Origin of the sequence: Halomonas campaniensis (assembly GCF_002211105.1) — a bacterium.
GTDB lineage: Bacteria > Pseudomonadota > Gammaproteobacteria > Pseudomonadales > Halomonadaceae > Vreelandella > Vreelandella campaniensis_A.
In genome coordinates this window covers 202,912-214,853 of record NZ_JPUA01000043.1, presented here as the reverse complement: position 1 = coordinate 214,853, position 11,942 = coordinate 202,912, and the positions used below count along the sequence as shown (strand labels likewise).

The following is an 11,942-nucleotide window of genomic DNA, read 5'->3' as shown; positions in this document are numbered from 1 at the left end:
TACCATCAAGCTACCGTTTGCCAAATCAACCCAACAGAGCCAACCCAGCAGGATCAACTCTGCAGGAACAAACCCGTAGGAGAGTAATGATGTATATCGCCATGAACCGTTTTCGAATTGCCCCAGGCCGCGAAGAGGATTTTTTAGAGGTGTGGCGTAACCGCGACTCTCACCTGGATGAAGTGCCGGGCTTCAAACAGTTCAAGATGCTGCAGGGCGAAAGCCAGGAAGATCACACCGTGTTTATCTCCCACAGCGTATGGGAATCGGAAGAGGCCTTCCGTGACTGGACTAAGTCAGACGCATTCCGGAAGGCCCATGCCAATGCCAAGTCACCCGAAGGTATTTATCTTGGCCCGCCTAAGTTTGAAGGTTATGAGGTGGTGCTGTAAGGCGGCACGGCTAAACGAAGCTGGCTGGCAGCGGGGCGCCTGCCCCGCTTTGGGCGCTTTAAAACAGTGCCAAGCCAATAGAGAGCAGCACGCTATAAAGCAGCGTTGAAATGGCTGTCTTCTTCAGCATATTGGTGAGCACTGTGCCATCCCGGGTATGGCTTAACGTTCTGGCTGCGTCAGTCAGTGGTTTGGCCACCAGCAAGCAACTCCATCCCACCCACGGCACCGGCAGCGCAACTAAATAGATCAAGGTAAGCAGCAGCGCTAACCCCAGCAGCGCCCAGTGGTAGCTAATCGCCTTAGTGCGGCCAAGCCGCACCGCCAGGGTGATCTTGCCGTTACGAGCATCGCTTTCGATATCGCGCACGTTATTCACATTGAGCACGGCAGTGGCCAGCAGGCCGCAGGCGGCAGCAGGTAAAAACGGCAGCCAGCTTAGCTGCTGTACATGTAAATAGTAGGTGCCCAGTACGCCAAGGAGACCAAAAAATATAAAGACCGCAATGTCCCCAAACCCTCGGTAGCCATAAGGGGTTCCCCCTAGCCCAACGGTATAGGTTACCGCTGCCAGCAGGGCAGCAGCCCCTAAAAGAATGAATATGAGAATTTGCCCCCACTGATTCCCAAACGCGGCGACCAGCAGTAACAGCCCCAATAACGCGGCGGTGAGGGCCGCAACCACCATTCCTTTGCGCATCGTTTCGGCGCTAAGCAAACCGGACGAGACCGCCCGCGTAGGGCCTATACGCTGATCATCATCAGCGCCGGATGCGGCATCACCGTAGTCGTTGGCTAGATTAGACAACACTTGGAGCGCAATGGCGGTCAGCAGGGCGAGCACAAGCACCGCACCATTAAAGGCATCCACGCTTGCTGCTAGCCCAGTACCCAAAAGAATGGAAGCGCACGCCAGCGGTAGCGTGCGAGGGCGTGCGGCTAACAGCCATGCTTGGTAGTGGCGGCGCTTACTGTTTTGTTGCATTACGTCGATATTCCTGTTGACCGTTGTCATTTAATAAACATTCGGAAATGTATGATTAACTGCTAAAAAGTAGATCTACGTCAAAATATGCCGCGTCATCTTGTCCCACACTGCAAGTACCCCTTGAGTAGGAGTTTACGCGATGATTGGCGACTTATTTAGACATAACAAATATATGGCGGTAGTTTGGTTGCTGCTACGGCTCTATTTAGGTATCACTTGGCTGACGCTTGGCATCGGAAAGATAACCGGTGGTTTTAATGCCGAAGGCTTTCTAAGCAATGCCGTGGCCAACCCCGTGATGCGAGAAGGAAGTGCGGTTTACCCTAATTATGTCGCCTTCCTTGAGAATTTCGTGCTGCCCTATGCGGATGTTATTAACGTCATTATACCGCTAGGGGAAGTGTTGGTTGGCCTGGGTTTAATCGTTGGTGTGTTGACCTCGTTTGCTGCGTTTTTCGCCATTGTGATGAACATGTCCTTTTTGATGGCGGGCACGGTGTCTACTAATCCATGGATGATTGCACTGACGTTCTTTTTGCTGGTAGCAGGCGCCAATGCCGGTCGGCTTGGCGGCGATCGCTGGGTGCTACCCTATATTAAAGAGAAGCTAGGCTTAAGGTACCCAGCGGTCGTCAGCAGGTAATTGAAAACGCTGGCCTAACAGGCGAACTATGCACTCTAACCCTATTGAAGCCCTCAGGCATCAGCTTGCTACGCTTTGTCATGCCGCTCAAAAAGGGGTTATCCGCTTAAGTACCCCGTGTCAGGTGAACGACATGATGGGGTGGCTAAACATGCAGAGCGTTTATCCCCGTCTCTACTGGCAATCACGTGATGTGGGTGCCGTTGAGTATGCGACGCTGGGGGCTGTTAACGCCTTTGAATCTCTGGCGGCATTGAAAGCTGATCTTGTTGCGCTGAACGATATTGGCGGCCAGCAGCCCGACTTTTTTGGCGGCATGGCCTTCGACCCTCACACACCAGGATGGGCTCACTTTCCTGCCTGCTACTTTTTGCTGCCGCGTATCGAGCTGAAACGTCACCAAGGAGGCGCGACGCTGTCACTGAATCTACGTTTCGATGACCGCTGCCCCAGTGCCGAAATCGCCCAGGCTCATGCCTGTTTAGACGCCTTGGCAGCAGAGCAGCCGCTGCCTCGCCTGCAGCCTCTGGTTTACCAGCGTGAAGACCGCCCCAGCCAACAGGAGTGGGCGGCTTGGGTGGGGCTGGTGACGAACCTCGACCACCTAATGCGTACGCCCAAGGTGGTGCTTTCTCGTGAAACACGGCTGACCACACCGCAACCCCCAAATCCCTGGGCGCTGTTGTCACGCTGGCAGTCGGGAGCTGCCGACTGTTTTCACTTTGGCGTCCAATTGACACCGAGCGAGGCATTCATTGGCTGCCCTCCCGAGCAGCTATATAAGCGTGAAGGCAGGCACTTAACCACCGAGGCGCTAGCCGGTACAACACACCGCGGTCGTGATGCCACACAAGACCAAGCGCTTGCCGCTGAGCTACTGGGGGATAAGAAAAACACGCTGGAAAACCAGTGCGTTTATCAGCAACTCCTGACCCAGCTGGAGCCGCTTTCTTCACAAGTCCAAATGGGCGAGGCGCATATTGTTAAGCTGCGCTCGGTGCAGCATATTCGCCGACTGATCCACGCCGAGTTACACCATAGCGTCACCGACCACTCTTTGCTCTCCTCACTGCCACCGACTCCGGCGGTGGGCGGCGTTCCCCGCGAATCAGCGATGACATTTATTCGGCAGCATGAGCGCCATCAACGCGGCTGGTACTCCGGGGTGTTCGGGAGAATCAGCCACACCAGTAGCGACCTCGCCGTGACCATTCGCTGCGCCCATATCGATTCAGAAATGATCCGGCTCTATGCCGGCGCGGGCATCGTGGCAGGCTCCCAGCCGGACGAAGAGTGGCGGGAGCTGGACAGTAAAATCGCCGATATTATGTCGCTGCTAGGGATGGGATAACACATATGACAGCTTCTGTATTGAGCGGTTTTGCGCAAGTGCACGCCACCTTTAATCATGTTTGGTCGGCGCTAATGCTGGAAGAGCTTTATCGCTTAGGGGTGCGCGATGTGGTGCTGGCGCCCGGCTCGCGCTCATCGCCGCTGACCATGGCCGCCAGCGAGCATGTGGGGCTTTGCTGCCACTGCCATTTTGACGAGCGCGGGCTGGGATTTATGGCGCTGGGTATTGCCCGGGGCAGTCATCGCCCCGTGGTGGTGATTACGACTTCCGGCACCGCCGTGGCCAACCTCTATCCAGCAGTGGTGGAAGCTAATTTGCTTGGCGTACCGCTGATTGTGCTCTCCGCTGACCGACCCATTGAGCTGCTGGATAACGGCAGCAATCAGGCCATTGATCAACGGGATATCTTCTCCCGCCACACGACTGTCCACCACGACTTGCCAGCGCCCGATGCTGAGATAAAAGCAGCGTTTCTCCTCAGTACGATTGATCAAGCGGTTGATCAGCAGCGCCGCACCCCTGGCCCCATCCATATCAACTGCCGTTACCGCGAGCCCCTTTACCCCGGCGAATGTTTGGTGGATGCCAGTGACTATCTCGCCCCGCTGGGGCGCTGGCTGACGAACTCCACGCCGTGGAGTGACTGGTCATGGGGGGATATACAGACCCGCGCCACCATTCCAGCGCTTAGTGACGTATGGGAAGCGTTTGCCCAGCAGCGCGGAATTATCATTGCGGGTAGCATCCATGACCCGCAGCAGGCACAGCAAGTGGTGGCGCTCGCCAAGCAGCTGGGCTGGCCGCTACTGGCGGATGTGCAGAGCCAGCTCCGTTTTGATCCTTATAACCTGATCCATTTTGATCTGGCGCTTCATGACGAACACTTTAGCGCGGAACTGACTAAGGCAGAGGTATTGCTGCAGTTTGGCAGTCGGCTAATTTCCAAGCGGCTAACGCAGTTTATTGCCCAACAGCCCTGGCAGGATGTCTGGCTGGTTGAGCCGCTGCCCCAACGGCTGGATCCTGATTACTGCGTTAAGCGCCGGTTGATAAGCTCGCCCGCGGATTTTATAGCTGGCTTGCCGAAAATCCCCGAACAAGCGCCTTGGCATCAGTTGGGTAGTCTTCAGCGCCGCACCAGCCAATTTGTAGAGGAGCAGTGCGCGGCCTTCTCAGAGCTGGGTGTTTGCCACCAGCTAGCGCAACGGGTGGAAGGGCAGCTGTTTATCGGTAACAGCCTGCCTGCAAGGCTGATGAATATGCTGGGAGCACACCGCCAAATGCCGCTGCGGGTATTGGCCAATCGCGGCGCGTCTGGCATTGATGGCTTAATCGCCACGGCCTATGGCCTCAGTTGCACATGCTCAGAACCCACTACCATTGTGCTGGGAGATACCAGCGCACTGCATGATCTCAATAGCCTCGCACTGTTAAAGCAGGCGGCTCAGCCGCTGGTGGTGGTTATTCTCAATAATGATGGCGGCAGTATTTTTCATATGCTGCCGGTGCCCAAAGAGGGGGAACTGCTGGAGCGCTATTATCGCCAGCCACATGGGCTTAACTTCGAGTATGCGGCCAAGATGTTTGGGCTTGGCTACTCGGCGCCCAGCTCATTGGAAGCCTTCGCGGCGGCTTATGCCCAGGCGTTAGAGTCGGGCGTTACGTTGATTGAGGTTAACGTACCCCATCAGCAGGTCGCCGATGATCTTAAGGCCTTAGGCGCAGCGATTCGAGGGGCGTCGCGTGAGCTGTAAACCTCACAAGCAGACGCCGACCCTGGTACTGCTCCATGGCCTGCTGGGCGATGGTCAGGACTGGGTTGAGGTCATCGCTGGCTTGGAAGGCATCAGTTGCCTCGCGCTGGATTTGCCCGGGCACGGCCAGCATCACCAGGAGCAGGTAGCCTCTTTTGAAGCGTTTCACCACTGGCTTGGCGATACGCTGATAAGCCACGGTGTAAGCCGTTACTGCCTGCTGGGCTACTCCCTGGGCGGGCGTTTGGCGTTGTACCATGCCAGCCGCCAACCGCCGGGGTTGGAAGCGCTTTGGCTGGAGAGCGCTCACCCTGGTTTATCCGCCAGTGAGCGTCCTGGCCGTATTGCTCATGATGAACGCTGGGCGCGACGCTTTGAGCAAGAGCCGTTGGAAGACGTGCTAATCGATTGGTATCAGCAGCCGGTGTTTGTCGATCTCACGGAGGCCCAGCGGCGTCGGCAGATTCAGCGCCGCCTGGCGAACCGTGGGCCAGCCGTCGCCCAAATGCTGCGGTCAACGTCCTTGGGGCAACAGCCTTCACTTTGGCAGTGGCTGGAAAGTGCTTCGCTACCGGTCAGCTACTTTTCAGGTCGGCGGGACACCAAGTTCCACACTCTGGCGACGCAACTAACAAGGATGGCCCCGCGCCTGCGCCATATCACGCTGGAGGGGGGCCACAATCTTCACGCTGAGCAACCGGGGATGATTGCTCAGCAGCTCAATGCCTGGTATCGGTGAGGCTAATGCTTATCAACTGATCACCATTAACCAGGGTAGGCCGATCACCAGCCAAACCACCAGGAACAGCAGCCCGAAGATGGCTCCTAGCCGCCAGAACAATGCGCTGGGTAGGTAGCCGCTGCCGTAGTAAACCGGGCTTGGGCCCGTGCCGTAGGGAGTAAGAATGCCCATAAAGCCGAGTGTGGGCAGTAGCAGCAGGATAAACATCTGCATATCCAGCCCGGCAATGCCCGATGCCGCCGCCAGGATCACCGGCAGCAGGGCAGTCACGTGGGCCGTTACGCTGGCAAAGAAGTAGTGCAGTAGGTAGAAGATAACCACCAGTGCCACCATGGCCATCAGCGGATTGAAGTGGCTTATCTGCCCGCCGACCACACCGCCAAACCAATTAACGAATCCCACCTGGCTGAGACCACCCGCGAGCGCCACCAGCGTGGCAAACCATACGAAGGTATTCCAGGCGGCTCGGTTATCGAGAATATCGCTCCAGGTCACAATGCCGGTTAACAGCATGCCGCAGATCACCAGTAGACCTACCAGTGATCCAGAGATAATGTCGCCTGCGAAAATCCATAGCAGCAGGGCGGTGACCACCATCATGACCAGTATGATTTCATGGCGGGTCAGTGCCCCCAGTTTGGTTAGCTCCTGGCCCGCCCAGTCGGAAATTTCACTGCCCGCTTTCACTTCGGGCGCGCATAGCCAGTAGCTCAACAGCGGCACCAGCAGTAGCAGCAGAATGCCCGCCGGTGCTACCGCCATGAACCACTGTCCCCAGTTGATATGGATACCAGTGGCGCTTTCGGTTAGCGCGATGGCCAGTAAGTTAGGGGCCAGGGCGGTCAAAAACAGCGAGCTAGTGACGCAGGTAGACGCAAGTGCTGTCCACATCAAAAAGCTACCCATGCGCTTCATACTGGGGTCATTGGGGTGCGAATCGTAAAGCGGTGGCAGGTTGCGAATCACTGGGAAGATCGTGCCCGCACTGCGCGCCGTATTGGAGGGCGTAAAGGGGGCCAGAATGCCATCAGCAATCATCACCGCGTAGCCAAGGGTCAAGGTACGCTTCCCCATTGCCTTGACCAACCAGAGAGATATTCGCCTGCCCAGGCCGGTCTTTTCATACCCCAAGGCAAACATAAAGGCGCCAAAAATCAACCATACCGTCGAGTTGGTAAAGCCCGACACCGCCCACGAAAAGGCCTGGTTAGCGGCATTAAACCCATCAGCGGCCAGTTGTTCCGGAGAGAACAGCACCCACCTTGAAAGCAGCGCCACAAGGGTGACGCCAATTAGGCCTACCACTGCGCCCGGTAGCGGTTCAAGAATCAAGCCCACTACGCAGCCGAGGAAAACGGCGAAAAAATACCATGCATGAGGGGCAAGCCCCGGGGGCGTGGGTATCAGCGCGACGATGATAGCGACTGCAAGCGGCGCTAACAGTTTCCATCGCGGTGAGGGTTGAGCATTCGTCATCATGCGGCACCTCTCTTTAGTTTTCTTGAGTCTGTCTGGGCTTTTTTATTGCCTGGCAGATAGCTATCCGCCCTGCAGTGAGTGGTTTGAAGAGTAGGTGCTGCGGCGCGGGGGGAACAGCAATACCGGCTCGATTTTCCACTTGCTTGACGCACGTCAATAGTTCTTTCGACTAATGAGCAGGGCCTGTTATAGGCGTGGTAAGTTGGAGCGATGAAAGGGCACCGAAGAGTGTCGCCGGTACCACCTTTGACTTGGCTAATGGAAGGGGTTGTCATGCAGCAGCGAGATTTCGATATCGTCATTGTCGGTGGGGGCGGCGCAGGCTTACGTGCTGCTATTGGAGCTGCCGAGCAGGCTAACACCCAGGGCACCCCTCAGCGTATTGCGCTGCTCTCCAAGGTGTATCCCATGCGCTCCCATACCGTTGCCGCGGAAGGCGGAGCGGCCGCCGTCACCAGTGCTGAGGATTCCCACCAGGCCCACTTCGACGACACGGTGTCCGGCGGTGACTGGCTGGTTGAGCAGGGCGTCGTCGACTATTTCGTTCATCACGCTTACCAAGAACTGGTGCAGATGGAGCGCTGGGGCTGCCCCTGGAGCCGTAAAGACGATGGACAGGTGCAGGTGCGCCGCTTTGGGGGCATGAAAACCGCCCGTACTTGGTTCGCCGCCGACAAAACCGGCTTCCATATGCTTCACACCCTGTTTCAGACCTCGCTGAAATATCCTGAGATCGAGCGTTTCGACGAATACTTTGTGCTCGACCTGGCGGTACACGAAGGCGCGGTGATCGGCGTGATTGCGCTGCAGATCGCCACCGGCGAATTGACCCTGCTGCGTGCCAAAGCAGTAGTGCTTGCCACCGGCGGCGCGGGACGCTTGTTCCGTTTCAACACCAATGCGGGCATTGTCACCGGCGATGGGATGGCGATGGCTTATCGCCACGGTGTGGCGCTGCGCGATATGGAGTTTGTTCAGTACCACCCCACCGGCCTGCCCGGCTCCGGCATTTTGATTACCGAAGCGTGCCGGGGTGAAGGTGGCATTCTGCTTAATAAAGATGGCTACCGCTATCTACAGGATTACGGCCTTGGCCCGGAAACGCCACTTGGCAAGCCGGAGAACAAGTACATGGAGCTGGGGCCGCGGGACAAACTCTCCCAGGCTTTCTGGCAGGAGCAGCAGGCGGGCCGCACCGGCAAGTTTGGCGACAGCGACGTGGTCTATCTTGATCTGCGCCACTTGGGTGAAAAGACCATTCTGGAGCGCCTGCCCTTTATCTGCGAACTGGCCAAATCCTATATCAACGTCGACCCCGTCAAAGAGCCAGTGCCCATTCGCCCGGCGGTGCATTACACCATGGGCGGTATTGAAACCAACCCTCAGTGCGAAACCTCCATTGCCGGGCTCTACGCCGCCGGAGAGTGCGCTTCGGTGGGCCTGCACGGTGCTAACCGTCTAGGGTCTAACTCGCTGACTGAGCTATTGGTGTTTGGCCGCCTGGCCGGTGAGCAGGCAAGTAAGCGTGCGGCGCAAACAGAGTGGGCCGATGAGCGCCTGCTGGAAGCCCAGGGTGACCGCCAGCAAGCCAAACTGTTGCGTCTATGTGATGGCACCGGCAGTGCGGAGAGTTGGGTAGAACTCAAGCACGCCATGGTGCAGGCCATGGAGAGCGGCTGTGGCATTTATCGCACCGAAGAGGGCATGCGCCACTCGCTGGATACCATGCGCCAACTGCGTGCGCGCTTTAACAAGGTTCGCATTAACGATACCAGCAAGATTTTTAATACCGAGCTACTGGAGTGCCTGGAACTGGAGTGCGGCCTGGATATTGCCGAAGCCTCTTGCTTGAGTGCACTGGAGCGCCGTGAATCCCGCGGTGCTCATCAGCGTCTGGATGATGGCATGCAGAAACGCGACGACGTTAACTACCTCAAGCATAGCCAGGTGTTCTACCAAGGCGATGGCCATGCCGAGCTGCGCTGGCAGGACGTCGATGTGCAGTTTTCCGCCCCGGCGGAGAGGGCCTATGGTGATGCGGGCAAGGGGGAAAAGGCATGAATACCGATCAGATTACTGCCAAGCGTGTTAGCGCTGATAGCGCCAGTACTAATAGCATCAATACTAATAACACCAGCACCAAGCACATCAGCGTCAAACGCTACCTGCCGGATAACTCAGCTGAGACGTTCTGGCAGGAGTACGACCTGCCGGTGGACGACAGCACCTCGCTGCTGGATGCCCTCAACCACATTAAAGAGCAGCTCGATAGTACCTTGAGCTACCGCTGGTCGTGCCGCATGGCGATTTGCGGCTCCTGCGGGGTTATGGTGAACGGCATTCCCAAGTTGGGTTGCAAAACCTTCCTGCGCGATTACGAGGGCGATATTCGTATTGAGCCGTTGGCCCACTTTCCTGTGCAACGGGATCTGGTGGTGGATATGGAGATCTTTCTGGAACACTTGGCGGCGGTGAAGCCCTACCTGATCGATGACAACCCGGTAAAACCCTACGACCCCCAGGCGCCGGAAACCTACCAGCAGTCACCTGAACAGCTCGCCCGCTATAAGCAGTTCGCCAACTGCATTAATTGTGGTCTCTGCTACTCCGCCTGCCCCCAGTTTGGGCTTAATCCGGAGTTTCTTGGCCCGGCGGCGTTAACGCTGGCTCACCGTTACAACCTGGACAGCCGAGACCACGGCAAAAAACAGCGCATGGCCGAGCTTAACCGCCACGACGGGGTATGGAGCTGCACCTTTGTGGGCTTCTGCTCAAAGGTGTGCCCTAAACACGTTGACCCCGCCGCGGCGGTTAATCAGGGCAAGGTTGAAGCGGCCAAACACACGCTTATTGCGCTGTTTAAAGGGTAGGGGAGGAACATCATGGATAAATCATCATCGCAACGCCTGCCGCCGCTGAAACGCAACTGGTGGCTAAAACACCGCTTTTTTAAACTCTATATGCTGCGCGAAGCCACGGTGCTACCGCTGGTGTTTTTCACGCTCTGTTTACTCGCCGGTATGGTTGCTCTGTTGCAAGGGGCGGAAAGTTGGCAGGGGTGGATCGCCTTTATGGGTTCGCCCATTGTGCTACTGCTGAATCTTCTAGCCCTGGCCGCCAGCCTGTTTCATGCCGCCACCTTCTTTGTGCTGTTCCCACGGGTAATGCCGCTGCGTATCGCCGGGCATAGCCTGCCTGATCAGGCCATTGTTGCCGGGCAGTGGGCAGGTGTCGTCATGGTCGCGCTGCTATTTTTCTGGCTATTGGGGAGGAGTGGAGCATGAACATGCACAAAGATGATGTTCAGCATAAACAAGCCTTTGATGAACCGCTTTGGTGGGGACTGTTTAGCGCAGGCGGCGTCTGTTTCGCCGTCTTGCTACCTGCCGTGATTCTGTTTATCGCCGTTCTACTGCCCCTGGGCCTGCTGCCCGCCGAGGCGCTGAGCTATGAGCGGGCATCTTCGCTGCTGTTTAGCGTGCCGGGCTTTTTGTTTATTGGCGCTGTGGTCTGCTTGCCGCTATTTCATGCTGCCCACCGCCTGCGCCATGGGCTGTTTGATATCAGCGTGGGCAGCGACGCACTCAATAAGAAGCTGATGTACGGTGGGGCGGCGCTGTTGAGTGTTTTGGCGTTGGGCATCGTTGTGGCGGGTTTCCTTCGCTAAACGGCCCTTGTTATCAGCTTACCCCTGACAGATAAAAAAAGAGACTGGCATGATTAAAGGACTCACTGAAGCAGAACTCTACGCAGCGATTGAGTGGCAGGATCACTCAAACGACTACCAGGATATTCTGTATCACACATCAAAAGAGGGCATCGCCCGCATCACCATCAACCGCCCTGAAGTGCGCAACGCCTTTCGCCCGCTCACGGTGAGCGAGATGATCCAGGCGCTAAGCCGGGCGCGTTACGACAGCGCCATTGGTGCGATTATTCTCACCGGAGCCGGCGACAAAGCGTTCTGTTCCGGTGGTGATCAGCGTATTCGTGGCGACTACGGTGGTTACCAGGACGAAGAGGGTGCCCACCACCTTAACGTGCTGGACTTCCAGCGCGATATTCGTACCTGTCCTAAGCCAATTATCGCCATGGTGGCGGGTTACGCCATTGGCGGTGGCCATGTGCTGCATATGATGTGCGATCTGACCATTGCCGCCGATAACGCCATTTTTGGCCAGACCGGCCCCAAAGTCGGCTCTTTTGATGGTGGCTACGGCGCCTCTTATATGGCGCGCATTGTGGGCCAGAAAAAGGCCCGGGAAATCTGGTTCCTATGCCGCCAGTACGATGCCGCCCAAGCGCTTGAAATGGGGCTGGTCAACCATGTGGTGCCCCTGGCAGAGTTGGAAAAAGAGAGCGTACGCTGGTGCCGCGAGATGCTGCAGAATAGCCCCATGGCACTGCGCTGCCTAAAAGCCGCCCTCAATGCCGACTGCGATGGGCAAGCCGGGCTGCAGGAGCTGGCGGGTAACGCCACCATGCTCTACTACATGACCGAAGAGGGGCAGGAGGGGCGCAACGCCTTTAATGAAAAGCGCCGCCCGGATTTCTCCCGCTACCCGCGCAACCCATAATGCAGCTGGCGCT

General features: G+C 57.1%; 12 protein-coding genes. 10 read left to right on the top strand and 2 right to left on the bottom strand.

The features are described 5' to 3' along the window. The first annotated feature begins 89 nt into the window (after nt 1-89). Entirely contained in the window at nt 90-392 is a 303-nt protein-coding gene (locus JI62_RS20440) for an antibiotic biosynthesis monooxygenase family protein (protein WP_088701944.1), read from the top strand. Nucleotides 393-450: 58 nt separating this feature from the next. Here the strand turns inward: JI62_RS20440 and JI62_RS20435 are convergent, their stop codons facing one another. Further along, a complete protein-coding gene (locus JI62_RS20435) occupies nt 451-1,377 on the bottom strand; it encodes a 1,4-dihydroxy-2-naphthoate polyprenyltransferase (protein ID WP_088701943.1) in 927 nt (308 codons plus the stop codon). Nucleotides 1,378-1,519: 142 nt separating this feature from the next. On the opposite strand from JI62_RS20435, the gene JI62_RS20430 reads away from it, so the two are divergent. From JI62_RS20430 to menH, 4 genes are read left to right on the top strand one after another with little or no spacing between them, the layout of a single operon-like run. After that, nucleotides 1,520-2,023, top strand: a complete 504-nt coding sequence (locus tag JI62_RS20430) for a DoxX family protein (protein WP_088701942.1) — start codon at nt 1,520-1,522, stop codon at nt 2,021-2,023. Between the two features lie 28 nt (nt 2,024-2,051). Then, nucleotides 2,052-3,374 carry an isochorismate synthase gene (locus tag JI62_RS20425; RefSeq protein ID WP_088701941.1) on the top strand — a complete coding sequence of 441 codons (1,323 nt, stop codon included), beginning with the start codon at nt 2,052-2,054 and terminating at the stop codon, nt 3,372-3,374. Between the two features lie 5 nt (nt 3,375-3,379). Further along, a complete protein-coding gene (menD, locus tag JI62_RS20420) occupies nt 3,380-5,131 on the top strand; it encodes a 2-succinyl-5-enolpyruvyl-6-hydroxy-3-cyclohexene-1-carboxylic-acid synthase (RefSeq protein WP_088701940.1) in 1,752 nt (583 codons plus the stop codon). After that, a complete protein-coding gene (menH, locus tag JI62_RS20415; protein WP_088701939.1) occupies nt 5,121-5,870 on the top strand; it encodes a 2-succinyl-6-hydroxy-2,4-cyclohexadiene-1-carboxylate synthase in 750 nt (249 codons plus the stop codon). The genes menD and menH overlap by 11 nt, the downstream gene beginning before the upstream one ends. Before the next feature lie 12 nt (nt 5,871-5,882). On the opposite strand, the gene JI62_RS20410 is transcribed toward menH, so the two are convergent. Further along, complete coding sequence (locus JI62_RS20410; RefSeq protein WP_088701938.1) at nt 5,883-7,352, bottom strand: anion permease; 1,470 nt, start codon at nt 7,350-7,352, stop codon at nt 5,883-5,885. Nucleotides 7,353-7,625: 273 nt separating this feature from the next. Between JI62_RS20410 and frdA the strand changes: the two genes are divergently transcribed. The 5 genes from frdA to menB are packed head-to-tail and all read left to right on the top strand — an operon-like array spanning nt 7,626 to nt 11,929. Continuing rightward, complete coding sequence (gene frdA, locus JI62_RS20405) at nt 7,626-9,413, top strand: fumarate reductase (quinol) flavoprotein subunit (protein ID WP_088701937.1); 1,788 nt, start codon at nt 7,626-7,628, stop codon at nt 9,411-9,413. After that, nucleotides 9,410-10,222 (top strand): succinate dehydrogenase/fumarate reductase iron-sulfur subunit, encoded by an 813-nt coding sequence (locus JI62_RS20400; protein ID WP_205737557.1) that lies wholly within the window; start codon nt 9,410-9,412, stop codon nt 10,220-10,222. Before frdA ends, JI62_RS20400 begins: the two co-directional genes overlap by 4 nt. A 12-nt stretch (nt 10,223-10,234) precedes the next feature. Beyond that, nucleotides 10,235-10,636 (top strand): fumarate reductase subunit C, encoded by a 402-nt coding sequence (locus JI62_RS20395; protein WP_088701936.1) that lies wholly within the window; start codon nt 10,235-10,237, stop codon nt 10,634-10,636. Further along, entirely contained in the window at nt 10,633-11,019 is a 387-nt protein-coding gene (frdD, locus tag JI62_RS20390; RefSeq protein ID WP_088701935.1) for a fumarate reductase subunit FrdD, read from the top strand. Before JI62_RS20395 ends, frdD begins: the two co-directional genes overlap by 4 nt. A 49-nt stretch (nt 11,020-11,068) precedes the next feature. After that, the gene (gene menB, locus JI62_RS20385) at nt 11,069-11,929 is read left to right on the top strand and encodes a 1,4-dihydroxy-2-naphthoyl-CoA synthase (RefSeq protein ID WP_088701934.1); all 861 of its coding nucleotides are present in this window, start codon (nt 11,069-11,071) and stop codon (nt 11,927-11,929) included. Nucleotides 11,930-11,942: the final 13 nt, after the last annotated feature.

Bases quoted from the DNA above. Each gene is read 5' to 3' on its own strand.
- JI62_RS20440 (WP_088701944.1), top strand. From the start codon at position 90: ATGTATATCGCCATGAACCGTTTTCGAATTGCCCCAGGCCGCGAAGAG.
- JI62_RS20435 (WP_088701943.1), bottom strand. From the start codon at position 1,377: ATGCAACAAAACAGTAAGCGCCGCCACTACCAAGCATGGCTGTTAGCC.
- JI62_RS20430 (WP_088701942.1), top strand. From the start codon at position 1,520: ATGATTGGCGACTTATTTAGACATAACAAATATATGGCGGTAGTTTGG.
- JI62_RS20425 (WP_088701941.1), top strand. From the start codon at position 2,052: ATGCACTCTAACCCTATTGAAGCCCTCAGGCATCAGCTTGCTACGCTT.
- menD (WP_088701940.1), top strand. From the start codon at position 3,380: ATGACAGCTTCTGTATTGAGCGGTTTTGCGCAAGTGCACGCCACCTTT.
- JI62_RS20410 (WP_088701938.1), bottom strand. From the start codon at position 7,352: ATGATGACGAATGCTCAACCCTCACCGCGATGGAAACTGTTAGCGCCG.
- frdA (WP_088701937.1), top strand. From the start codon at position 7,626: ATGCAGCAGCGAGATTTCGATATCGTCATTGTCGGTGGGGGCGGCGCA.
- JI62_RS20400 (WP_205737557.1), top strand. From the start codon at position 9,410: ATGAATACCGATCAGATTACTGCCAAGCGTGTTAGCGCTGATAGCGCC.
- JI62_RS20395 (WP_088701936.1), top strand. From the start codon at position 10,235: ATGGATAAATCATCATCGCAACGCCTGCCGCCGCTGAAACGCAACTGG.
- frdD (WP_088701935.1), top strand. From the start codon at position 10,633: ATGAACATGCACAAAGATGATGTTCAGCATAAACAAGCCTTTGATGAA.
- menB (WP_088701934.1), top strand. From the start codon at position 11,069: ATGATTAAAGGACTCACTGAAGCAGAACTCTACGCAGCGATTGAGTGG.